Origin of the sequence: Marinilactibacillus sp. Marseille-P9653, from assembly GCF_916618885.1 — a bacterium.
In the GTDB taxonomy this organism is placed as follows: Bacteria; Bacillota; Bacilli; order Lactobacillales; family Carnobacteriaceae_A; genus Marinilactibacillus.
In genome coordinates this window covers 1,561,859-1,584,359 of the sequence record NZ_CAKAKH010000001.1, presented here as the reverse complement: position 1 = coordinate 1,584,359, position 22,501 = coordinate 1,561,859, and the positions used below count along the sequence as shown (strand labels likewise).

Here is a 22,501-nt window from a genome sequence, read left to right as displayed (position 1 = left end):
GTTTAAACTATGAGTAAAGTGGATAAAACATCTAATAATGATTTAAAAAGAACCGGTCAGCCGGATGCAACGCCTGATAGACGTGATCCTGCTAGAGATGAAGTTACGAGTCCAGATACATCGTCTCCATTAGGCTTTGTGAAAGATCGTCCTTCAAGATCCGGACTGGATGAAGATGATCGCAGAGTTTATGAAAAAGCAAAAGGTGATCAAGTTGGTAATGATGTAGAAAAAGATCTTTAATCTGAATCACAATAGTATAGAGTCTACCTGAATCTAGGTAGGCTCTTTTTTGAGAACAAAAGTTCTTTTAATGACTCCAGAACCTATAGGAATCTTATTACCTGTGTTATAATAGAGATACTATATTTGGAAGGTGATAAAATGAATCGTTCGGATAAAGAAAAAAAATTCAATGAACAATTGATCAGACTACAACCGAATCAGCCACAAGAAACAAAAAAAGTAGGCAAAGAAAGTGGTAAAAAACCTTCTATCCAAAAAGAGACTAAATCAGTTAATGAAGAGAAAATCACTAGTATCCAAGCACAAAAACGTCCGGGTCGTTATAACATTTTTATCAATGAAGTATATGCTTTCCCAGTAGATGAGGAATTGATTATTCGACATATGCTTCATAAAGGGATGGTTGTATCAAAAGAATTTCAAGAATCCCTCCAAGAAGAAGACGTTTCTAGAAAAGCTTATCAAAGAGCGCTAGTTTACTTGAGTTACGGTATGCGTTCTGAAAAAGAAGTAAGAGATGACTTGATAGATAAAGAATTTGAAGAATACGTCGAAGAAATTATAGAACAACTAAAAGATCAGAGATTGATTAATGATCTGGACTACGCCAAGAGTTACGTAAGAACAGCGGCCAATCTAAATAGAAAAGGTCCGAAGACGATCATGAATGAATTGAACCGAAAAGGGATCGACAAATTACTAATAGAAGAAGCCATGCTAGAATATTCATTTGAAGATCAGTTTGATAATGCGTTCAACTTAGCAGAAAAATCATGGAGAAAATCTAATCAGAAGTCTCAAAGAGAAGCGATTCAGAAAACAAAACAGTTTTTACTTCAAAAAGGCTATGATATGGATATTATCCAAGAAGTGGTCAATGAGATGGACACAGAAAAATCAGAAGACGAAGAGTATGATGCATTAGTCGTGCAAGGTGAACAAGCTTGGAGACGTTACTCCAGCAAGGCAAAGGGATATGATCTGATTAGAAAAACTAAAACGAGTCTGTTTCAAAAGGGATATCCATCCGAATTGATTCAAAGATTCATCGAGATGAAGGAAGAAGAAAATGAAGAATAACCATTTAACAACTGAAGAATTAAAAACAAAATATGATATTGAAATGTGGTCACAAGATAAAATCGATTCATTTAGAACGGTTCTACTAGACTGGTATGATAAAGAGAAAAGGGATTTACCTTGGAGAAAAACGTCAGATCCATACAAAATATGGATTTCTGAAATTATGCTTCAACAGACTAGAGTAGATACGGTCATTCCATACTACAATCGTTTCTTGGAATTGTTTCCAACCATTGCGGATCTCGCCAGCTCAGACGAAGATACGCTTCTAAAAGCTTGGGAAGGGCTTGGATACTACTCCAGAGTCAGAAACATGAAAGCAGCAGCGATCCAAGTCGTTACTGAATTTGATGGAGTATTTCCTACCGAACCTGAACAAATTAAAAAGCTTAAAGGCATTGGACCCTATACAGCAGGAGCGGTTTCAAGTATTGCGTTCAACCATGCTGAGCCTGCCGTTGATGGAAATTTGATGAGGGTGCTTAGCCGACTTTTTGAAATCAACGTTGATATTGCGAAACCTGCTAGTAGAAAAGTCTTTGAAGAGGTTATGTACCATATTATTGATCCAAACAGACCAGGCGATTTTAACCAAGCACTAATGGATCTTGGAGCAACAATCTGTACGCCTAAAAATTATGATCCTTCAAAAAGTCCTGTAAAAGAATTCAATGCTTCTTACCTAAATGAAACGTATCTCGAGTATCCTTTCAAAAGTAAAAAGAAAAAGAAAAAAATCGTCAATTATTTTGCAATGATGATTAAGAATAATGAGGGAGCTTATTTGCTAGAAAAAAGGTCTGAAGACAGACTACTGGCTAATATGTGGACTTGCCCTTTAATAGAAGAGCAAACCATACTTGATCAAGTAGAATGGAAATCTTTTACTCAAAAAGATCTGCATGAGATTGATGAGATAGAAGCGAAGGCAGTAACTGAATTTCTAAAGCAAAAGTATAATGTAGATGCTACTGTGAGTCAGAATTCAAATGGATCGGTCAAGCATATTTTTACGCATTTGCACTGGAATATCTACTTATATGAAGCTACTTTAAATCAACTGGAACAAGATATACCAACAAATTGTGAATGGGTCAATGAAAGCGAGTTTGATCAATTCGTATTCCCAGTATTACAACAGAAACTCCTGAAAGCATCCAAAGAAATCACTTTATTTTAAAATACTCCCACAAATCTGCAGACGAAGCAGAGTCCTTTAAATTGCATTATATTTCAGGGGATTCGATCAGGATCACTTTTCCCTACGGATAATTAACGGATTGTGATATAATACGTGGTGAGATGAATCCGAGAATATTATTGTAGTAATATTACTTGGATAAAGAAAGTTGGTACATGGATGCAGTTTCCAAAAGAAGGAGATTTCATCACGATCAAAAGCTATAAACACGACGGAAGTTTGCACAGAACTTGGCGAGATACTATGGTTTTGAAAACAACTGAGCACTCATTGATTGGTTGTAATGACCATACACTTGTAATTGAATCTGATGGTAGAAGATGGAGAACTAGAGAACCTGCGCTTGTTTACTTCCATAAGCACTACTGGTTCAATATCGTTACAATGATTCGCCAAAAAGGAACTTCTTATTACTGTAATATGGCTTCTCCATTTCTTATTGATGAAGAAGGTGCGAAATATATTGATTATGATCTAGATGTAAAAGTTTTTCCAGATGGAGAAAAACGTTTGCTGGATGTTGATGAATATGAAGAGCACGGTAAAAAATGGGATTATCCAGAAGAAGTTGATCTTATATTGAAAGAGCATATCAAGGTACTTGTTGAATGGATCAAAGAAGAAAAAGGTCCGTTTTCAGAAGGCTACGTTGATTTATGGTACGACCGATATAAACAACTAACGGGTAAAAAATAATTGTGATGAAACAAAGTTAAACAGCAAGAGTCTTTCTTAAAGACTTTTGCTGTTTTTATTGTAAAGATAGAGGAAAGTATGATATGATTTTTAAGAATCTGCTTGAGAGGATGTTAATTTGTGAAAAAGAATATTTTTTTAACTGTAATATTAGGAATTGCTTCGATTCTGATTATCTTTTTTGGTAGACAATATGCAAATAATCAGGAAGAAGAAATGCTTCAAAATAGTTTGAGTGCAAATGATACAAATGAATCAGAGGGAGAAGGTAGTACAACTTCTGAGCAAACTGCACCTGATGCACTAAGTACTGAAGAAAAGCTTGCTGAATATGAATCGAATCTGGATTCATTATCTATTCTAGAGACGATTGATTATACAACGTTGACTAATGAACAAGCTAAATTAGCTTACTATGGTCCAATCGATACATCCTTAGAATGGTATGGACAGATGAATACAATCATTCAAGATAACGTAAGTGGTCCTTTAGAAATTGAAGAATATACATACCCAGAAACAGATACATATGACTTGTATATTCAACGAACAGTTGACACTGTGGTAGAATCTGGAGCGGATGTTATTATCTACCGTATGCCTGCTTTGGAAGACAAAAATAGAGATATTGGTCTTTCAGAAACTAATCAGTACCTAACCAGTATTATGAATGCTTTAACAGAAGGACTACCTGATACTGAAATTTTCTTTATGGAACCAGCACCAATCCTATCGGAATTTGATAACCCTAACTCTAGATCATTGAGTTATAGAAGTTATATGAATGAGATGAATTCAGTGGCAAGCGAGTTTGGAATCCCTGTTATCGCTATTCACGACCAGTTCACTACACTGGCTGAAGAAGAGGGACTTGAACTGGACTCTTTATTCGATGAAGAACAAACGAACCTTAATGAGCAAGGAAATACGTTAATACAGCAAGCCATTGAAAGTGAAGTTTCAAACACAACAGACGAATAAAAAGGGATATAAAAAACTTCCATTACTGAACCGAGATGGTTCAGCTAATGGAAGTTTTTTGCTGTGAAATTTAATGAAGATCTATGATTTTATCTTCTTCTTCATTGTGATTTTTCTTGTAACTGCTGACCAATTTGTTTAAATGCTGAAGGCTTTCTTCGTAATCCAAAACGGAAGACATGATATGAATAACTGCATTACTTTGTCCATATTCATTTTCCAAGTAGGATTCTAGGTTCGCTTCATTGAAAAAGGAGTCCATAAAGGATTTTCTTAAGGTTGCTTTATGCGTAATGAAATTGACTTCTTCAGGCAATACACGACCGTTCCATTTCAAGATAATCTGTTCATGCGCCGACATCAGTGTTTCTAGGCGTTCAATGAGTAAATGTCTCAATTCTTGAGGGAAGTGATTATAAACATTTTCTGCTTGATGTAGAGTCTGCACTAGATCATAGGCTTTTTCAGTTGTTCGAATAAATTGCCGATAGACAACGATCGTTCTAGCGAGAGAGTACTCAGAAGATCTAAAATATTTTCTAAGATCGCCATCAACCAAATGATCAAGATATAAATTCATTTTGGAAATACTGGCTTCTAAATTTTTCAAGTCTTTACGCATCATAGGATATTGAATATTTTTTCTTAAACTCGCGCGTATGAATCTCGTTAAGTCATCGGTTACTTGATTATTCAAGTAAAAGAGTTTTTCATCGTATTTAGGTGGTAAGACAACACCATTAACAACAAAAGCTGAGAATACACCAATGATTGTACCCAGAACGCGTATTGAAGCGCTCATAACAATTGGATAATCGGTTGACATCATAATGATGATTAGTGTGATGATAGAAGAGACGATCACGTTGTTTAGTTTGAATTGATGAAGAATTGCGATTAAAATTGCAGAAGCTAAGCCAATCATAAAATAGGAATTACCTAAAGCAATGACGGTAAGGACGGCAACAACGCCTCCTATTATATTCGCTAGTAATCTGTCTTTCAAAGTTTGGAAAGATTTTTTCACGGAAGGTTGCATAGAAACTACAGCTGATATCCCAGCAAGTGGAACACCTTCTGAGATATTTAATAAAGAGGGAATAGCTAATGCTAAAAACACGGCTAAACCGGTTTTGAATGTGCGGGCTCCAATTTTCATTTTATAAGTTCACTGCCTTCGAATAATATGGATAAAAGTATGAATGATATAATAGTATAGCAACTAGAATGATTTCTCAAAGGTTATTTTCGTTATTCCGCATTTTCTTGCATTAAAAGTAGTAAGAGAGTATCATGAAGAATAAATAGGCCGAATGTCGGAAATGTTATAAGTGAATAAAAAAGGATAGATAAAAAATGAGTTATTTAGTGAATCAGTCTATTGAGAGACTGAAATATAACAATGTAAGGATTACGCCACAAAGGCATGCAATCTTAGAATATTTAATTGATATGGATACTCATCCAACAGCAGATGATATTTATAAAGCTTTATCTAGTAAATTTCCTAGTATGAGTGTTGCGACAGTTTATAATAATTTGAAATTGTTCATCCAACTTGGTTTGGTGAAGGAAATGAAATATGGGGATGCCTCTAGTCGCTTTGATTTTGCTTCAACCGAGCACTATCATGCTATTTGTACAAACTGCGGAAAAATAGAAGATGTGTACTATCCTGGACTTGATGACGCGGAAGAGGTTACGAGTAATCTAACCGGTTTTAAAGTGACATCTCATCGACTGGAAATCTATGGATTATGTCCTGAATGTCAGTGAAAAGCTTGAAAAGACTACGTAAATTTTACGTGGTCTTTTTTTGTACGGCGTGGTTGAGAATGTAGTATAATAAAACCAATTACGAAAGAAAGAAGGGCAAGCCAGTGAAAGAAGTTATGATTATTGCCAATCCATCTTCTGGTAAAAAACAAGCTGAAGAGTTTGCGATTAGAGCTCAATCAATATTCAAGGAGAATGGACGTACGGCAGATATTAAAATCACGGAAAAAGAGGCAGATATCGGAAAATTTGCCAGAGAGGCTTGCGAAGAAAAATATGAAATTATTATTGCGCTCGGAGGAGACGGAACTGTTTCTGGACTAGGAGATGCACTTAAAGATGAACCTTATAGACCCAAAATTGGTATCATTCCAACCGGTACAGTGAACAATATCGCTAGAGGACTTGGTATTTCCACAGATATGGCTCAAGCAGTAGAAGATCTTGCAAATTGTGTGGACAAAAAGGCAGATGCAGGGTTAATCAATGGTCGCTTATTTTTAAGTTCTATTTCGGCGGGTTCTATTCCAGAAACTGTTTGGGAAGTGAGTAAAGAATCAAAAGAACGATTTGGATCATTAGCTTATTTCTTTGAGGGAATAAGATCCCTAACAGAAGATGAGACATTTGAAGTGGAATTAACGGTAGATGGAAAAACGAGTCAGCATGATTTAAGTTTACTATTGATTGGCTTATCAAATTCCATAGCGGGTATCCCTAACTTTTTCAAAGATGCAACCTATGATGATGGACAATTATACCTTTTTGGATTAGAAGAATCGACTTTAGGAGAAAAGATTACAGCAGTGACCTCTTTATTTAAAGACGATGAGAATAAAACAAATGAGGAAAATAAAGGGTTCGTCTGGAGCTTTAAAGAAGCCATTATTAAAAGTAGTCATGATGGACATGTAGCTTTAGATGGGGAAAAAGGACCAGCTTTCCCGTTAGATATAAAGGTTCTTCCTAGTCTTTTCACTTTCTTGGTTCCGAAAAATATGAACTAAAAGTAAGCATATGATTCGTTCTCTTTCAGCAGTATTGGTATAATCATTCTAATCTATGTTGGAAGTGAGCGATTCTATGAGTGAAAAACAATGGTGGAACGAAGCAGTTATTTACCAGATTTACCCAAGAAGTTTTAAAGACTCAAATAATGATGGTATTGGAGATTTAAAAGGGATTATTCAGAAACTGGATTATATTGAAAGTCTGGGTGTGAATACGCTTTGGATCAACCCGATTGTATCCTCTAATCAGGTAGATAATGGATATGATGTAATTGATTATAAACACATCGATTCATTATTTGGAACCGAAGAAGATGTAGATACATTTTTCTCGGAGATGAAAAGACGAGGGTTAAAAGTCATCTATGATCTTCCTCTTAATCACACCTCAATTGCGCATCCATGGTTTAAAGAGGCGCTGAAAGGTCCAGATAACCCTTATCGCAATTACTATATCTGGGCAGATGCGTCTGATGATGGAACTTATCCAAATAACTGGACAGCAGCTTTCGGTGGTTCGGCTTGGTCAAAAGAAATGAATGGAGACCAGTATTTCCTTCACACATTTAAAAAAGAAATGCCGGATTTAAACTGGGATCATGAACCTTTAAGAAAAGAGATGATTGGTATACTCAATTATCTAATGGATAAAGGAGTAGACGGCTTCAGATTAGATGCATTCATTTATATTGATGTTGATAAAGAATTTCCAGATAAAGAAGCTGACCAAGAGACTCAAGACGTAATAGAGTATGGTGGGAATCTAAAACAATACCTCAATGAACTCAATCAAGCGCTAACGGATCATGAAAATGAGATTTTCTTGATTGGAGAAGCAACAAGCGCAGATGCCGAAAAAATCAGAGAGTACACCAATAATAGTATTTTAGATGGTGTTATTACACTCCAGCACTTTACAGATGATGAAACACTGAAAATTGAAGAACTACCTCAAATGAACCAACACGTTCCGTTGGATTTCGAAAAATTCAAGAGAATTCAAAAAGAGATTCAAGAAAGTCTGAAAGATAAATGTGGTCCGATATTGTTTTGGAATAACCATGATCATCCAAGAGCACCTCAAAAATATGGGGATATGGACAATTATAGAGACGAAACAGCTAAAATGATGGCCACATTACTGTATCTGCAAAAAGGAATCCCGATTATTTATTATGGTGAAGAAGTTGGGATGAACAATGCCTGGTTTGATGATCCTTCAAATATTTCAGATAATAGTGCATATAGTTTTTACCAAGAAGCTAAAGCATTCGGATGGTCGCATGATAAAATCATGGAGAACTTGAATCTAACAGTCAGAGACGCTAGTAGAGGCATTATGCAGTGGACAGATGAAAAGGGATCAGGATTCACAGAAGATGCAGCACCGTGGATTATATCCAATCAGGAAGCCATTTATAACGTGAAAGACCAAGAAGAGTTAGAATCTAGTATCTTAAACTACTACCGTAAACTGATTAAGTTGAAAAAGACCGATTTGTTTACTAGAGGAGACTGGAAGCTTTTAGATACGCAAGATAAAACTTACGCATATGAAAGAACTTTTGGAGATTCTACTGGACGAGTGTACTGTAACTTTTCTGCAGAAGAAGCTGAAGTTACAATTGACATGCAGTTTGATGAAGATAGCCTTGTGTTATCAACGCATGAAGCTGATTTGACTAACGACAAGATTTTTTTACCACCTTATAGTGCATTTGTTTTTGTATCAGAGTAGATAGGTAAGGCTCGTCAGTGTGAAAACTGATGAGCCTTTTCTTTTTCAGAAATTAGTATGTGAAAAATAATGATAACTTATTGACATTTAAAGTAGTCAATATTATAATAATGGAGTTGCTAAAATCTTATTCCGCAATAGCTCAGTTGGTAGAGCGCGCGACTGTTAATCGCGTTGTCGCAGGTTCGAGCCCTGCTTGCGGAGTTTCACAATGGAGAATTGTCCGAGTGGCTTAAGGAGCACGCTTGGAAAGCGTGTATACGGTATTCCCGTATCAAGGGTTCGAATCCCTTATTCTCCTTTTGGGGTATGAAAGAGAACAGGTTAAAAAAAACAGCCTATTAACGTTGATTTACTAACGTTAATAGGCTGTTTTTCAAAGTTGTCTATTATAAATGATTGATAAATCTAACTGGTTAAAAAGGGGGAAGGTTTTAAAAATGAAGCGAGCAACCAAAGAAAGAATACTTGAAACAGTAAAGACTATACTTATTACATTAACATTGATTCCAATTGTAGAAAAAATACAAAATCAGGAAGTGAATGTCTTTCTGTTCATTTTTTTGGGAATTCTTATTGCTTTGGTTTCATACATAATGCTTACCGTGATTTTCAACAAGCTATTTTTAAAATAATAAAGGAACCATATTGACAAAGGGGAAAAAGTCCTGTAATATATCTCTTGTTGCTGCAATTTTTTTATTGCTGTTACACAAGTTAAGGCCCCTTGGTCAAGCGGTTAAGACACCGCCCTTTCACGGCGGTAACACGGGTTCGAATCCCGTAGGGGTCATCCATTTTTCAGGCGCAGTAGCTCAGTTGGTAGAGCAACGGATTGAAGCTCCGTGTGTCGGCAGTTCGACTCTGTCCTGCGCCATGATGCGCAGAAGAGTTCTTGATTTAGCAAGAGGATAGGGGTATAGTTTAACGGTAGAACAATGGTCTCCAAAACCATCGATGTGGGTTCGATTCCTACTACCCCTGTGGTTCAATTAAATATTATGGCGATTGTGGCGAAGTGGTTAACGCACCGGGTTGTGGTCTCGGCATTCGTGGGTTCGATCCCCATCAGTCGCCCTTTGGTTTTTGGGCTATAGCCAAGCGGTAAGGCAGCGGGTTTTGATCCCGTCATTCCCCAGGTTCGAATCCTGGTAGCCCAGTAACGAAAAAACGATATCTCAATTTGAGATATCGTTTTTTTAGTGCGCCTGGCATGGGCGACAACTTGGTGGTGAAAGTCCACTACAGGCTTGGCAGTAGGAACTGTTAGCGAAAGACAAGGGTGTCCGCCGTGAGGCGGAATCTGAAGGAAGTCGGACGCAAATGCTCGCACTGACGAACAGAAACTTCATATCAAGGCTGAATCAGGACGGACGAGCTTGCTAAACAAAGTAAAGTCCAATACTGCACGAATCCTGTACAGTAAATGAAGCAGTGACATGAGCGGAAGGTTGTCGTTCTTACCCGGGGAGGTCTGTCTAGCGACCGTTCGGTCGTAGTAACAACGAATAGGCAGAAGTCAGCCGAGGTCATAGTAGGGAAAATGTACTGAAGGACCAAACAATATCTAATACAAAGTATAGATTGGAGGTTAGAAGGGACGTTTACTGCAGAAAACAACCGAACGGTTAGCAATTTACAGAGGGATAAGGTGGAACCGAAAGAGTATGTAGATGTGTAGAGTACCCTTCTAGGTCAAATGAAAGAACTGTATCGTAAGTCTCCATCTTTGATGGAGCTCGTTGTAAGTAGAAAGAATCTATCGACAGCTGCCACGAAAGTTAGACGTAATAAAGGAGCAGCTGGGATAGACGGTATGACAGTATGGGAAGTCGAGGAACATATTGAAGAAATTTATCTGCCATTGAGGCAGAAACTCCTTAATGGAACTTATAAACCTCAACCCGTTAAACGAGTTGAAATTCCTAAGCCAAACGGAGATAAACGTAAACTCGGTATTCCTTGCGTTCGTGACCGTGTTGTACAACAAGCTATCAAACAAGTGATTGAACCACTGATTGACCCGCACTTTCTTCCGCAAAGTCATGGATTCCGCCCGAATAAAGGAACCCATACAGCATTGAAGCAATGTGTAGATTATTACGAAGAAGGATATAAATTCGTGGTCGATTGTGACTTGAAACAATGTTTCGATACATTAAGTCATGATAAACTGATGTACCATCTTGAAACCTTTATTCAAGATAAAGCGATTTTAAAGGTTGTCCGTAAGTTTTTGATGAGTGGTGTCATAGACCTGTCTGGCGAATTCGTAGAAAGTAAAACAGGCGCACCGCAAGGTGGCGTACTCTCGCCCCTTCTCAGCAATGTTTACTTACATGAACTGGACAAAGAACTAGACCGTCGTGGTCATCGATTTGTTCGTCATCTATGTGAAATCTAAACGAGCAGGTGAACGTGTGATACAAAGTGTGACACAATTCATCGAGAAAAATTTGAAACTAATCGTTAACAAAGATAAGAGTAAAGTCGGGTCTCCTACTCGTTTAAAGTTCTTGAGCTGTCTGATAAGGAAAGTGAATGGAACCTGTCGTTTTATCCCTACAAATTCAGCCAAATAGAAATTTAAACGAACACTCAAACGACTAACGAGTCGTAAACGTTCCGGAACCTTTGAAGTTATTATAAAGGAAATCAATCAAGTGACTCGAGGGTGGATTGGCTATTTTGGTCTTGGATTTATCAAAATGTTCATAAAACGGATAGAACAATGGTTACATCATAGAATCAGACAGCTGATACTCAAAAGATGGAAGAAAAGCAAAACGAAAATAACGAAGTTATTCAGCTATGGATTGGATATGGATAGTGCTAGAAGAATCGGATTTTCCCGCAAGAAGTACTGGAGGCTATCCATGACGCCTGAAGTTCATCAGGCACTTACAACGAAAAGACTCCACCATTGGGGCTTAGTCTCTTTAAGCTCCTTGGTAGAGTCAGCTTACGCAAGGTATTGAACCGCCGTGTACGGAACCGTACGCACGGTGGTGTGAGAGGACGGTAAATCAATTAATGATTTACCTCCTACTCGATTTGTCTGCTTTTTGCGAAGGGAAGACGGTGACCTTTATAATTGAAAATCTGTCCAAAATAAGAAGGCTTTGCTAGTACGTCATAATTTAATACAACGAACTGGTTTCTATTATTAATCCTACCAGTCAGTGAAAGGCGTGTACCTTTTTCAACTTCGTAAAGAAAAGCATAGGCCTGTTTACCTGTAATCAGGCAGTTAAGTTTGTGTGTAGGTGTAGAGAAAGTGAATCTGCATAGGGGGATAGCATCAGTTGTTTTAAGAACTTTGATTTCTTCTGAAATAACGTACCCTTCAGTCATGATGACATTCATGTGTAACCCTCCAAAATGATATAGTAACCGAACGTTTGTTTATATTTAAATTATAAACAAACGTTCGGTTAAAGTCAATGCTGTCATTTTACTTGGTATATGAGAATGGTTTAACTTAATAAATGAGAAAAAGCAACGTACTTTAATATGGTACGTTGCTTTTCTATTAACGAATACCTATTACCAAACTATCTCTAGCTGTTTCTACGACTTCGGTACTTATTTTATCTAATCCATTTATATCCATAATTCTATCGTAAGCGATGAATAGCTTGGTACCTGTGAAACCTAACGGCCTCCTGTTAAACTTAAGATATCTTAAGTACGCAGGAGGTTTTTAATTTGGAAAAGAGTAAACAGTCTATCGTTCCTGTAATATTACAGGACAATCAAACCCATCGTCGAACTGTGGAGAACTCCTCAGCACAAAAAGTAGTGGCCCATTTGAAAAATGGTCAAACAGAGCTGTTTATATATGAAGGGATCAAACCCTCGACGCTGAGAGTTCTCCTTTCGGAGATGACGATCAATGAAGCTCGTTAATTTTACTCAAGTAGAGAATATTTTTATTGTGTGCGGGAAGACGGATATGCGACGCCAAATTGATGGCTTAGCCGCAACAATCACTGAAGAATATGATATGGATGTTTACAACGACGCTCTCTTTCTCTTCTGTGGTGGAAATAAAGATCGGTTCAAAGCTCTTTATTGGGAAGGCGACGGCTTCCTGCTCTTATATAAACGTCTAGAGAATGGTAAATTGAATTGGCCGCGTAACCAGAACGAGGTTCAACAATTGACGACACAACAGTTACGTTGGCTCTTAGAAGGACTATCAATTAACCAAAAAGTCTCTGTTAAACCTGCAGTTAAAGGGAGTATAGCCTGAAGTAGGAGAGAGAAATTGATAAATAAATCAATGACTCTCTCGTTTTCTTTTCCTTATTATAGTAAAATTTAAGTACTATTTATGTGAGGAGAAGCAACCAACATGTCTATCAAGAGCGAAAAACAGTTTGAAGTGATTATTGAAAAGTTAGATCAGCTTTTAGAAGAAAACAAACAACTGAAGACCCTTATCGCTCAAAAAGATGATGAGCTCTCTTTACAGAAAGAACAAATCGAATTCTTAACTCAGAAATTGTACGGCCCAAAGAAGGAAACATTGAAGAATGATCCTAATCAAGGCAACCTTTTCAATGATCGCCTTTTTAGCGAACCAGAGCAGACTGGTGATCAAAGCGACGAAGATGAAGTCATTATCACAACAGAACGTCGCCGCAAGAAACGTAAGGGATTAAAAAACCAGCAGTTATCGTCTCTTCCTACCGTTGACTATATTCATGAAATCGAATCTTGTACGTGTCCAACGTGTCAATCAGCTATGAAAGAGGTCAGCACACAACTCATCCGTCAGGAAGTGAGATTTATCCCGGCGAGAGTTGAAAACCACAGACATTTCCAGAAAACATATGCCTGCGCGAACTGTGAGAAGAGCGGAACGCGGACGCCTTTTGCGAAAGCTGAAATCCCCCGATTTCCTTTAAATAATACAGCCGCTTCTGCGTCATTGATAGCGGAAACCATGTATCAAAAATTCGAGCAAAAAGTCCCGGGCTATCGCCAAGAGGCTTATTGGAATCTGCTTGGCTATCCGATCCCTCGGCATACCATTGCGAACTGGCACATTAAAACGTCCCAGTATTATCTCGAAGCGCTGGTGGCTGTCATGCGACAAGAACTGTTGAACCAGAAGGTTCTACACGCCGACGAAACGACATTCAAAGTACTGAATGATAAAGACCGACAAAAGTCTTATATGTGGTTATTCAGTACCGGTAAATACAGCGAACGTGCTATACATATCTACAAGCTTGGTCCATCACGCAGCGGATCTGTCCCTAGAGATTTCTTAGAGGAGTACACTGGGTATCTGCATAGTGATGGATTCTCCGGGTACAACAATCTTCCGGAGATGACGATGATTGCCTGTCTGGCGCATATCAGACGGAAGTTCTATGACGCACGACCAAAGAACTATTCCAGTAAGAGTGTCGCTCATAAGGGAGTCACGCTGTGTAACGAGTTATTTGCGCTGGATAAGTCCCTCAAGGACTTAACTGTTAGCGAAAGGTATGATCAGCGATTAAAACTATTGAGGCCGAAGCTTGAGGCCTTTTTTGACTGGTGTGAATCCCTGACTGCGCATGGGAAACTTGGTACAGCGATCAATTATGCGCTGAACCAAAAAGAACGCATGATGAACGTCCTAGAAGATGGCCGTCTTGTGCTTTCCAATAATTTAGCCGAGCGTGGAATCAAGTCGCTTGTCATGGGCAGAAAAAACTGGCTTTTCTCTAAATCGTTTGATGGTGCACATGCCGTCGCGACTATTTTAAGTCTCGTTGAAACAGCTAAATCCAATGGATTACATCCACGAAAGTATCTCGATTACTTACTAACTCACTTGCCAAACCGACAAAATACACCTTTGGAGGCTTATTTGCCATGGAATCCAAAGGTACAGATAGAATGTCGCTAGACATTCACCCTGCAAATAAAAATCGGACATCTCTCAGTATAGAGGTGTCCGATTTTTATTTGTAGGTGCTCAGCTATTCATCGCTTACGTTTAAATTATAGATTTTTTTAAAAGGTTATGATAAATTAAAGTTACAAAAATATTGTTTTGTAACTTTAAGGAGGAATTTTATCGCACAGTTTAAATTGCCTAAAAATGAATATTTAAAAGTCGAAAGTACTGAATTTGAATATAAAAAGCTTGGACAAGAAGAAGGCATACCTCTTGTTTTTATTATCCATTTTAGAGGAACAATGGAAAATTGGGATCCCTTAATGTTGGAAAATATTGCTAAAGAACGTCCAGTAATTTTATTTGATAATGTGGGTGTAGGATATACAAATGGAGAAACACCGAATTCTATCAATGTAATGGCGGAAGATACGTATAAATTTATACATGGTCTTGGTTATCAACAAGTTGATATATTAGGATTTTCAATTGGAGGTATGGTTGCGCAATCGCTAGCTATTCATCATCCAGATTTAGTAAGAAAGTTAATATTATCAGGAACAGGTCCTGCCGGTGGAATTGGCCCATCACATCCTAAAATGGAGGAAATGATGTATAAATCAGAAGGATCTGAAGAAGATGCGATTGAAACGTTTTTATTTCTTTTTTATCCAGAAACAGAAAAAGGACGTGAATTGGGTAAACAATCATCAAAGAGAATTTTTTCTCAAAAAACCAAGGACAGTACGTTACAAGTAAGAGATGCACAGTTAGTAGCAATTGCTCAATGGACGAATGAGGATTTTGATAATGCTAAAAAAGAACTGAATAATATAGAAAATCCTACATTAGTAATTAATGGAGATAATGATATTATGGTCCCTACCGAAAATAGTTTTATGTTAAGTCAAAATATATCGGATGCGCAGTTAATTATATATCCTAACGCGGGACATGGACATCTATTTCAACATCCTGTAAGATTTGCGAACCATGTAAATACATTTTAAATGAATAATAATATTTTATACATTGTATTTTATTAAATCCCAAAGGGTTTCGAATCTTAGCTTGTAGTCTGGTTTATTCCATGTTTCTTTAAACATTGGAAGGGTAAAAGTCGAAAATACTGAAAAAATGGCTTCTACTTTATATAAAGGGTCTGTTTTATAATCCATTTTATTTTGAACACGTATAAAGCAAGGATTTAAAATTTCTTTCAATACGTAAGGATCTTTTTCAACATAATAAGTATTTAGTTCAAACATTAAAGGATTACTATTATAGGCCTCCTTTTTCGCATTTACGAATTGCCAAAGATAGTCATGTAGCCATAATTGTTTATCAGTATACTGATTATCATCTATACCTATATTTTTAATAATAGACTCATTAAACCAATCTTCACATACAGCAGTCCAAAGCTCTTTTTTATTCTTAAAATGCTTATAAATTGCTGCATGTGTAATTTCGAGTGATGAGGCTATTTTAGAAAGAGATACTTCAGGTTTTTGAGTTTCTTGAATTAGATTTCGAGCTGTATCAATAATTAATCGTTGAGTTATTTTTTTCATAACAATAATAATATCACATATTATTAAAATATAAAGAGGAGTGGCTAAATGAAAGCTGTACAAATTGAAAAATATAATAAAAATTTAGAAGTAAAGGTTAGAGACATAGAAGTTCCAGAAATTAAGCCTAATGAAGTATTAGTGAAAGTTGCTTATGCAGCTATTAATCCTTTAGAAAAGTTGATTATAACTGGAAGTTTAAAATTAATACAAGATTATAAAATGCCTGTAACTTTAGGAAATGAATTGACAGGCGTTGTTACTAAAATTGGCAGTGAGGTGAAAGACTACCAAATAGGCGACGAAATTTACAGCCGACTACCAATCGATAAGATAGGTGCATTTGCAGAATATGTTGCCGTTGATGCTAATGCTATTTCTAAATTACCAAACAATTTAAGTCTTAAAACAGGAGCAGCAGTGCCATTAACAGGTTTAACAGCATATCAAGCAATTACTGAAGAATTACAGGCTGAATCTGGAAAGACATTATTTATTCCAGGTGGATCGGGTAGTTTTGGACAAATGGCTGTTCCAATAGCGAAAAATTTAGGTTTAAAAGTAATTGTTTCTGGTAGTCCAAGGTTAAGAGAACAATTTATCGCAAAAGGTGTAGATCAATATATAGATTATAAGAGCGAAAATTATTGGGACACTTTATCTAATGTGGATTATGTGATTGATACCCTAGGTGCTAACGAATTCGATAAAGAATTATCCGTAATGAAACCAGGAGGAACAATAGTCAGTTTAATTAACGCGCCCAATAAGCACTTTGCTGAAAAAAATGATTTCTCAATGTTTAAAAAGACGTTATTTACAATTGCAGGTAAAAAATTTGATAAAAAAGCCAAACAAAAATCTATAGATTATCGCTTCATTTTTGTACGTTCTGATGGTGAACAACTGAAAGCACTAAGTAAAATTATCGAAAGTGATCACATTATTCCAGACGTAGATGATCAAGTATTTACAATAAACGAAATCAATAAAGCATTAGACTACACATTTAATCATCATACAAATGGTAAGGTTTTATTAAAAATTGATGAGACACAAGGATATGTCTAATGATGAAACCATTAACATATCAAAATGTACCTAATGAATTTGTAACATCTAAAAAAAATACACAATACGCCTACAGAATTTTAGGACAAGGTAATAATAAAACCCTACTATTACTGACACATCTAGCTGCGACGATGGATAATTGGGACCCGAAACTTATTAATGCTTTAAGTGAAAAATATAGAGTGATTGTATTTGACAACAAGGGCGTCGGATTATCTAAAGGAAAAGTTCCTAATACGATAGAAGAAATGGCAGAAGACGTTTTAGAATTTATAGATGCACTGCAATTGAATACCATTAATGTTCTAGGGCTTTCGATGGGTGGAATGGTTGCTCAAGAGTTAGTAAAAATTGCTTCTGAAAAGATAGATAAGCTCATCTTAGTAGGGACAGGACCAAGAGGTGGAGAAGGTATAGAAAAAATCATTCCAATTGCTAATAAATTAAGCTTCAAAGCAATACTTCACGCTAAAGATCCTAAGTATTATTTATTTTTCAACCAAGATGATATTGGCAGAACTAAAGCAACTGAATATCTTAAAAGGTTAAAAGAAAGAAAAATAAATAGAGATAAAAAAATAACATTACCTCCATACATCAAACAATTAAAGGCGATAAAAAAATGGGGTAATGCGAATAGAGAGTCTTTAAATTATATTGATATGCCTACGCTCATTGTCAACGGAGACAATGATAAGATGGTACCTACTCAAAATAGCTTTATGTTGGCAGATGAAATTTCATATTCAGAGATAAAGATATATCAAAATGCTGGACACGGTTCTTTATTCCAAGAGCCAGTAGATTTTTGTGAAAGTGTAAATGAATTTATAGGAGAGTGATGGTTTGTCTGTTTTATTTCAAGAAAAAACATTACCTAACGGTAATATTACTAAGAATAGGTTTTTTAAATCAGCAATGAGCGAGACATTAGCTACTAAAACAGGCGTTCCAACGCCTACGTTGATTAATTTGTATAAAAAATGGGCACAGGGCGGCGCAGGTATTTTAGTAACTGGCAATGTGATGGTGGATAGTAATCATATTGGTGAACCTGGCAATGTAATTTTAGAAAGTGCATCACATTTAGAAAAATTTAAAGAATGGGCACGAGCTGGGAAAGTAAATAATACTGAAATTTGGATGCAATTGAATCATCCAGGAAAGCAGTCACCTAAATCTTTAACTAAGCAACCTGTTTCACCAAGTGGTGTAGCAATGAAAGGGTCAATCGCAAAAGGATTTAACCAGTCAAGAGCATTACATGAAGTGGAAATTAAAGCGATAGTTCAGCAATTTATAACAAGTGCTGTCCTTGCTCAAGAAGCAGGGTTTACTGGTGTTCAAATACATGCAGCACATGGCTACTTAGTAAATCAATTTCTATCACCTATCGAAAACCAACGAACGGATAAGTATGGTGGTTCCAGCCAAAATAGAATGAGAATATTAGTTGAAATTTATGAAGGAATAAGAACTGAATTAGGTGAAGACTTTAATATAAGTTTAAAACTTAATTCAGAAGACTTTAAAGTTGGAGGATTTTCGAAAGAAGATTTTATTGACGTTGCTAAAAAGCTAAATGAGTTAAAGATAGACTTGATAGAGATATCTGGTGGTAACTATGAAGATCCTAAAATGGCTGGTAGCCACAAAGAAGCAGCACCTTATTTTATTAGTTATGCATCCTTATTAAAAAAAGAAGTGAGCACGCCTATTGTCGTTACCGGTGGCTTTCGCTCTGTAGCATCAATGGAAGATGTAATTATTCAAAATAATACGGACTTTATAGGAATGGCAAGACCGTTTATATTGAAACCAAACATTGTTAATGATATTAAAAGCAATGATTTTTCGAATATCACTCTCCCAAGATTAACTACCGGTATTAAAAATATGGACAAAGCGCTAGGCCCAATATTAGCAAATAGTTATTACAATCAACAAATGAAAAGAATTGGCAATAATAAAAGTATCATAATAAAGAAAAATGCATGGCTTCCTTTATTATCTAGTTTTAGCCAACATGGCAAGACTGCCTTAACTCGTTTAAGAGAGTAAACATATAAATCAAATAAATGTTAATGGATAATTCAGATGTAGGTAATCATAAATAAGAAAAGCAATGTTTACTAGTGCACATTGCTTTTCTTATTTATTTGGTAAAATCATTCTCATATATAAAGTAAAGTTACAAGTCAATGCCTAAGGGTGATAATGAATGAGTTTGTTGAAATCTGCTTCTAAATCATTTAGTATTGAATTATTCGAAATGAAAATATAGTAATTTAAAGAGAGAAAGATAAAGATGAGCAAAAATAAAAGTAAAGTGATGTTAGGCATTGGAATTCTTTTAGTTCTTCTAGGCGGATATGCGTTTTTCCTTGACCCTATTATAGGTGGAGTTGGTTTTTTATGTGGTATCTGGACCATGTTTTTAGCAATAAAAGCATTACGTGGAAAACCATTATTTAAGAATTCAACTGAAGAGGAAGACGAAAAAAGGTAGCACTCGGGCTACCTTTTTGTTTATTCATTTTCTGAATCTTCTTCAGGTGGGGTAGTGGTATCTTCTTCATCAGAATCACCGTTATTATTCCCGTTATTTCCTGAGTTATTGTTTCCATTGTTCCCGTTATTGCCGTTGTTTTGGTTATTATTTCCACCGTTATTAGCGGGTTCTTCTGGTTCTGCATCATCATCTTGAGGATCAGGAACGTCTTCGGTGTCTTCTTCAGTATCCTCTTCGTCTTCAACTGGTTCTTCAGTATCTTCCTCGGGCTTTTCAGGTTCTTCTTCTTCGTCTTCATCCGGCTCTTCTTCCTCAGCTTCTGAAATCGTAAGAGTCGTTGTAGCGGCAGGTCCAGTTTGACCGTATGCCTGAACAGAAAGACTGATTTGCATCGTTCCAGGATCTGGTTCAGAAACTGTATAAGATGTTTCACCCGTACTGATCTCTTGACCATTTACAGTTAGAAGGTAAGCAAGTGTTTCTTCTTCATTTGTTAACTGATAGTCGTTCCAATTAATGGTGACTTCGTTAGCTTCTTCATTATAACTTGCGTTTAGTCCGCTTGGTGCAGATAGTTCTTCACCAAATGAAGTCGAGATAGAAGACGGTTCAGTACCAGCTACAAATAATTCCGTTACGATTGAACTTGTTGGTGCATTTGGTCCAGGTAATTTAGCTGGGTTTGAACCAGCTTCAACTCTAACTTCAGATACAGAAGAGGGTTTAGTCCAGTCCGTATTATCTAAACCTTGAGAAACTTGGCTCATCAGAGCTTGATAGATGTCTCTTGGCAATTGCCTTGTACCATCATTGTTGCTCAACCAGTTACCTTGTTCATATTGCTTGTCATAACCGGTCCAGACAGATAGCGAGTAGTTAGAAGTATAGCCAACATACCATGAGTCAGGAACTGCATCTGAAGGAATATTTAGTTCTTCAATCTTATCAGTGGGGTAGTTTGTCGTTCCGGTCTTACCTGCTTGAGGTACACCAGGAATGCCGACTGTACTATTGTAATTTTCAGCAACATCTTTAAGCATATCCGTTATCATATAAGCCGTATAATCAGACATCGCTTTGTTGGTTTCTGGTGTTAAATCAATTTCTTGACCATCTTGAGTGGTTACTTTAGAAACCGTGTAAGGCTCTGTATAGTTACCACCATTTGCAAAGGCTGAGTATGAAGCCGCTAATTGCAAACCGGAAATCTTTCCACTAATGGCATTTGAAGGAACAGGTTCAGAAGAATCAGAAATCTCTGCAGGATTAATACCCACGCTTGTTAAAAACTGTTCAATATCTGACATTTCCAACTCCTCAGTAAACAATCGAGCAGTTGGGATATTTCGTGAATCTACTAAAGCTTCACGCATACTAATTTGTCCTTTGTAGCGACCATCATAATTTCTAAGGGGTGAGCCGTCAGGGTAATTCCATTCTTCATCCACTAATTGATGATAAGTCGAAAACTGTTTGGATTCAATTGCAGGACCGTAAGTCGTTAAAGGTTTAATGGTTGATCCAGTTTGACGATCAGTCTGAGTCGTTCTGTTTGTCAATAACTGTCCTTCTTGCAAACGACCTCCGACAAGTGCTTTCACTTGTCCTGTGTTAACGTCAATTAAAGACATCGCAGTTTGAACTTCGTCATCTGGAAAAGCCACATAATCATTTGTGTTTGCTACATCAAAGGCAGCTTGTTGTGCGTCCATATCAATATTTGTTTGAATCGTTAATCCAGCAGTTTGTGGATCTAAACCGGTTTTTCTTCTAGTTTCATCTAATACTTCAACTAGATAACTATCAAATACTTGATTATTTTGTTCTTCTTCCGTACGATCTTTCAATCCTTCAGTAACAGGGATCGCTTTAGCTGTTTCTGCTTCTTGAGCAGTAATATGGCCTTCATCCCGCATAACATTCAGTACAACGTTACGACGATTTTCAGCTGCCTCAGGATCTACATAAGGATTATAACGGTTGGGAGCTTGAGCCATCCCAGCAAAAAGCGCTGCTTCTTGAACTTCTAGTTCAGAGACTGGCTTGTCATAGTATTCTTCAGCAGCAGTGGAGATCCCATAAACATTACCGCCTAAATTGATTTTATTCATATAGAGTGTAAGGATTTGTTCTTTTGAGAGTTCACGTTCAAGTTGAATGGCTAGCCATGCTTCTTGAGCTTTTCTTCTCAACGTTTGATCTTCTCTAGCAGTTGAAAATACAGAAAGCTTGACCAGTTGCTGAGTCAAGGTACTACCACCACCGGAAATACGTCCTTTGTTGGTTACAAAGCCCACAGCTGCTCGAGCGATACCAACTGGATCGATACCAAAGTGATTATAAAAGTTTTGATCTTCAATCGCAGTCATGGCTTCTTTCATGACTTCTGGATAATCTTCTGCAGAAGCATAATCACGATTTTCTGCACCTAACGTATAAAAGACTTCGCCGTTAGAAGCTAGAAGATCGGTTGAAAAGTCACCGTTTAAGTTTTCATTGGTGATTTCTGGAGCACTGGAAGCGTAATAAGCGAAAAGTCCACCTCCGGCAACAATGGCTAAAAGAAATAGTAAGACCAAAGAAAGAAAAATCCTCTTAAACCAAGATTTCTTTTTTCCAGTTTTCTTTGGCTGTTTTTTATTCTGTCTTTTGTTTTGTTTATTTTTCTGCTTATTTTGGGTACGAGACATGTTTTGATCAGACATAAGTTT

Annotated in this window: 22 protein-coding genes and 7 tRNA genes; 25 read left to right on the top strand and 4 right to left on the bottom strand. The window is 36.8% G+C overall.

What is annotated here, in order from left to right; all coding sequences use genetic code 11:
- The first annotated feature begins 9 nt into the window (after positions 1-9).
- From LG377_RS07800 to LG377_RS07780, 5 genes are all read left to right on the top strand, one after another.
- A complete protein-coding gene (locus tag LG377_RS07800) occupies positions 10-243 on the top strand; it encodes a hypothetical protein (RefSeq protein ID WP_225744105.1) in 234 nt (77 codons plus the stop codon).
- A gap of 141 nt (positions 244-384) precedes the next feature.
- Positions 385-1,326: a recombination regulator RecX gene (recX, locus tag LG377_RS07795; RefSeq protein ID WP_225744104.1), complete on the top strand. Its 942-nt coding sequence runs from the start codon at positions 385-387 to the stop codon at positions 1,324-1,326.
- Positions 1,316-2,509 (top strand): A/G-specific adenine glycosylase, encoded by a 1,194-nt coding sequence (mutY, locus tag LG377_RS07790; protein ID WP_225744103.1) that lies wholly within the window; start codon positions 1,316-1,318, stop codon positions 2,507-2,509. The genes recX and mutY overlap by 11 nt, the downstream gene beginning before the upstream one ends.
- Positions 2,510-2,689: 180 nt before the next feature.
- Positions 2,690-3,226, top strand: coding sequence for a DUF402 domain-containing protein (locus LG377_RS07785; RefSeq protein ID WP_225744102.1), 537 nt, complete (start codon positions 2,690-2,692; stop codon positions 3,224-3,226).
- A 120-nt stretch (positions 3,227-3,346) separates the two neighbouring features.
- Positions 3,347-4,207 (top strand): SGNH/GDSL hydrolase family protein, encoded by an 861-nt coding sequence (locus LG377_RS07780; protein ID WP_225744101.1) that lies wholly within the window; start codon positions 3,347-3,349, stop codon positions 4,205-4,207.
- A gap of 70 nt (positions 4,208-4,277) precedes the next feature.
- Here LG377_RS07780 and LG377_RS07775 read toward each other — a convergent pair whose 3' ends face one another.
- Entirely contained in the window at positions 4,278-5,366 is a 1,089-nt protein-coding gene (locus LG377_RS07775) for an aromatic acid exporter family protein (protein ID WP_225744100.1), read from the bottom strand.
- A 197-nt stretch (positions 5,367-5,563) separates the two neighbouring features.
- Here LG377_RS07775 and perR point away from each other — a divergent pair, with 197 nt between their 5' ends.
- The 12 genes from perR to LG377_RS07715 all read left to right on the top strand — a co-directional run bounded on the left by perR (position 5,564) and on the right by LG377_RS07715 (position 11,709).
- Positions 5,564-5,983 (top strand): peroxide-responsive transcriptional repressor PerR, encoded by a 420-nt coding sequence (perR, locus tag LG377_RS07770; protein ID WP_225744099.1) that lies wholly within the window; start codon positions 5,564-5,566, stop codon positions 5,981-5,983.
- Between the two features lie 104 nt (positions 5,984-6,087).
- Entirely contained in the window at positions 6,088-6,990 is a 903-nt protein-coding gene (locus LG377_RS07765; protein WP_225744098.1) for a diacylglycerol kinase family protein, read from the top strand.
- A 76-nt stretch (positions 6,991-7,066) separates the two neighbouring features.
- Positions 7,067-8,731 carry an alpha-amylase family glycosyl hydrolase gene (locus LG377_RS07760; RefSeq protein ID WP_225744097.1) on the top strand — a complete coding sequence of 555 codons (1,665 nt, stop codon included), beginning with the start codon at positions 7,067-7,069 and terminating at the stop codon, positions 8,729-8,731.
- A 131-nt stretch (positions 8,732-8,862) separates the two neighbouring features.
- A tRNA-Asn gene (locus LG377_RS07755) sits at positions 8,863-8,935 on the top strand.
- A 9-nt stretch (positions 8,936-8,944) separates the two neighbouring features.
- Positions 8,945-9,032: transfer RNA gene (locus tag LG377_RS07750), tRNA-Ser, on the top strand.
- 420 nt (positions 9,033-9,452) lie between these two features.
- Positions 9,453-9,524: transfer RNA gene (locus LG377_RS07745), tRNA-Glu, on the top strand.
- 11 nt (positions 9,525-9,535) lie between these two features.
- Positions 9,536-9,608: transfer RNA gene (locus tag LG377_RS07740), tRNA-Phe, on the top strand.
- Between the two features lie 36 nt (positions 9,609-9,644).
- Positions 9,645-9,715: transfer RNA gene (locus LG377_RS07735), tRNA-Trp, on the top strand.
- Positions 9,716-9,735: 20 nt separating this feature from the next.
- Positions 9,736-9,808 (top strand) — tRNA-His (locus LG377_RS07730).
- Positions 9,809-9,818: 10 nt separating this feature from the next.
- Positions 9,819-9,891 (top strand) — tRNA-Gln (locus tag LG377_RS07725).
- Positions 9,892-10,430: 539 nt separating this feature from the next.
- A complete protein-coding gene (locus LG377_RS07720; RefSeq protein WP_225744096.1) occupies positions 10,431-11,135 on the top strand; it encodes a reverse transcriptase domain-containing protein in 705 nt (234 codons plus the stop codon).
- Between the two features lie 238 nt (positions 11,136-11,373).
- Entirely contained in the window at positions 11,374-11,709 is a 336-nt protein-coding gene (locus LG377_RS07715) for a group II intron maturase-specific domain-containing protein (RefSeq protein ID WP_225744649.1), read from the top strand.
- Positions 11,710-11,776: 67 nt separating this feature from the next.
- On the opposite strand, the gene LG377_RS07710 is transcribed toward LG377_RS07715, so the two are convergent.
- Positions 11,777-12,097: an ssDNA-binding protein gene (locus tag LG377_RS07710; RefSeq protein WP_225744095.1), complete on the bottom strand. Its 321-nt coding sequence runs from the start codon at positions 12,095-12,097 to the stop codon at positions 11,777-11,779.
- A gap of 342 nt (positions 12,098-12,439) precedes the next feature.
- Here LG377_RS07710 and LG377_RS07700 point away from each other — a divergent pair, with 342 nt between their 5' ends.
- The 4 genes from LG377_RS07700 to LG377_RS07685 all read left to right on the top strand — a co-directional run bounded on the left by LG377_RS07700 (position 12,440) and on the right by LG377_RS07685 (position 15,640).
- On the top strand, positions 12,440-12,640 hold the full coding sequence (locus LG377_RS07700; RefSeq protein WP_225743756.1) for a hypothetical protein: 201 nt from the start codon (positions 12,440-12,442) through the stop codon (positions 12,638-12,640).
- Positions 12,627-12,986, top strand: coding sequence for an IS66 family insertion sequence element accessory protein TnpB (gene tnpB / locus LG377_RS07695; protein ID WP_225743755.1), 360 nt, complete (start codon positions 12,627-12,629; stop codon positions 12,984-12,986). The genes LG377_RS07700 and tnpB overlap by 14 nt, the downstream gene beginning before the upstream one ends.
- A gap of 102 nt (positions 12,987-13,088) precedes the next feature.
- Entirely contained in the window at positions 13,089-14,639 is a 1,551-nt protein-coding gene (locus tag LG377_RS07690) for an IS66 family transposase (RefSeq protein WP_225744094.1), read from the top strand.
- A 185-nt stretch (positions 14,640-14,824) separates the two neighbouring features.
- The gene (locus LG377_RS07685) at positions 14,825-15,640 is read left to right on the top strand and encodes an alpha/beta fold hydrolase (protein WP_225744093.1); all 816 of its coding nucleotides are present in this window, start codon (positions 14,825-14,827) and stop codon (positions 15,638-15,640) included.
- A gap of 15 nt (positions 15,641-15,655) precedes the next feature.
- Here LG377_RS07685 and LG377_RS07680 read toward each other — a convergent pair whose 3' ends face one another.
- On the bottom strand, positions 15,656-16,204 hold the full coding sequence (locus LG377_RS07680) for a TetR/AcrR family transcriptional regulator (RefSeq protein WP_225744092.1): 549 nt from the start codon (positions 16,202-16,204) through the stop codon (positions 15,656-15,658).
- A gap of 48 nt (positions 16,205-16,252) precedes the next feature.
- Here LG377_RS07680 and LG377_RS07675 point away from each other — a divergent pair, with 48 nt between their 5' ends.
- The 4 genes from LG377_RS07675 (at position 16,253) to LG377_RS07660 (ending at position 19,787) form a co-directional block, all read left to right on the top strand.
- Positions 16,253-17,275 carry an NADP-dependent oxidoreductase gene (locus LG377_RS07675; RefSeq protein WP_225744091.1) on the top strand — a complete coding sequence of 341 codons (1,023 nt, stop codon included), beginning with the start codon at positions 16,253-16,255 and terminating at the stop codon, positions 17,273-17,275.
- Positions 17,275-18,120, top strand: coding sequence for an alpha/beta fold hydrolase (locus LG377_RS07670; RefSeq protein ID WP_225744090.1), 846 nt, complete (start codon positions 17,275-17,277; stop codon positions 18,118-18,120). The genes LG377_RS07675 and LG377_RS07670 overlap by 1 nt, the downstream gene beginning before the upstream one ends.
- A 4-nt stretch (positions 18,121-18,124) precedes the next feature.
- Positions 18,125-19,339, top strand: coding sequence for an NADH:flavin oxidoreductase/NADH oxidase family protein (locus LG377_RS07665; protein ID WP_225744089.1), 1,215 nt, complete (start codon positions 18,125-18,127; stop codon positions 19,337-19,339).
- 247 nt (positions 19,340-19,586) lie between these two features.
- On the top strand, positions 19,587-19,787 hold the full coding sequence (locus LG377_RS07660) for a hypothetical protein (RefSeq protein WP_225744088.1): 201 nt from the start codon (positions 19,587-19,589) through the stop codon (positions 19,785-19,787).
- A 20-nt stretch (positions 19,788-19,807) separates the two neighbouring features.
- Here LG377_RS07660 and LG377_RS07655 read toward each other — a convergent pair whose 3' ends face one another.
- Positions 19,808-22,495, bottom strand: coding sequence for a transglycosylase domain-containing protein (locus LG377_RS07655; protein WP_225744087.1), 2,688 nt, complete (start codon positions 22,493-22,495; stop codon positions 19,808-19,810).
- Positions 22,496-22,501 lie beyond the last annotated feature (6 nt).

What these genes read in the sequence shown, in the direction of transcription:
- LG377_RS07800 (WP_225744105.1), top strand. Translation starts at nt 10, where the DNA reads ATGAGTAAAGTGGATAAAACATCTAATAATGATTTAAAAAGAACCGGT.
- recX (WP_225744104.1), top strand. Translation starts at nt 385, where the DNA reads ATGAATCGTTCGGATAAAGAAAAAAAATTCAATGAACAATTGATCAGA.
- mutY (WP_225744103.1), top strand. Translation starts at nt 1,316, where the DNA reads ATGAAGAATAACCATTTAACAACTGAAGAATTAAAAACAAAATATGAT.
- LG377_RS07785 (WP_225744102.1), top strand. Translation starts at nt 2,690, where the DNA reads ATGCAGTTTCCAAAAGAAGGAGATTTCATCACGATCAAAAGCTATAAA.
- LG377_RS07775 (WP_225744100.1), bottom strand. Translation starts at nt 5,366, where the DNA reads ATGAAAATTGGAGCCCGCACATTCAAAACCGGTTTAGCCGTGTTTTTA.
- perR (WP_225744099.1), top strand. Translation starts at nt 5,564, where the DNA reads ATGAGTTATTTAGTGAATCAGTCTATTGAGAGACTGAAATATAACAAT.
- LG377_RS07760 (WP_225744097.1), top strand. Translation starts at nt 7,067, where the DNA reads ATGAGTGAAAAACAATGGTGGAACGAAGCAGTTATTTACCAGATTTAC.
- LG377_RS07720 (WP_225744096.1), top strand. Translation starts at nt 10,431, where the DNA reads ATGAAAGAACTGTATCGTAAGTCTCCATCTTTGATGGAGCTCGTTGTA.
- LG377_RS07710 (WP_225744095.1), bottom strand. Translation starts at nt 12,097, where the DNA reads ATGAATGTCATCATGACTGAAGGGTACGTTATTTCAGAAGAAATCAAA.
- tnpB (WP_225743755.1), top strand. Translation starts at nt 12,627, where the DNA reads ATGAAGCTCGTTAATTTTACTCAAGTAGAGAATATTTTTATTGTGTGC.
- LG377_RS07690 (WP_225744094.1), top strand. Translation starts at nt 13,089, where the DNA reads ATGTCTATCAAGAGCGAAAAACAGTTTGAAGTGATTATTGAAAAGTTA.
- LG377_RS07680 (WP_225744092.1), bottom strand. Translation starts at nt 16,204, where the DNA reads ATGAAAAAAATAACTCAACGATTAATTATTGATACAGCTCGAAATCTA.
- LG377_RS07675 (WP_225744091.1), top strand. Translation starts at nt 16,253, where the DNA reads ATGAAAGCTGTACAAATTGAAAAATATAATAAAAATTTAGAAGTAAAG.
- LG377_RS07670 (WP_225744090.1), top strand. Translation starts at nt 17,275, where the DNA reads ATGATGAAACCATTAACATATCAAAATGTACCTAATGAATTTGTAACA.
- LG377_RS07660 (WP_225744088.1), top strand. Translation starts at nt 19,587, where the DNA reads ATGAGCAAAAATAAAAGTAAAGTGATGTTAGGCATTGGAATTCTTTTA.
- LG377_RS07655 (WP_225744087.1), bottom strand. Translation starts at nt 22,495, where the DNA reads ATGTCTGATCAAAACATGTCTCGTACCCAAAATAAGCAGAAAAATAAA.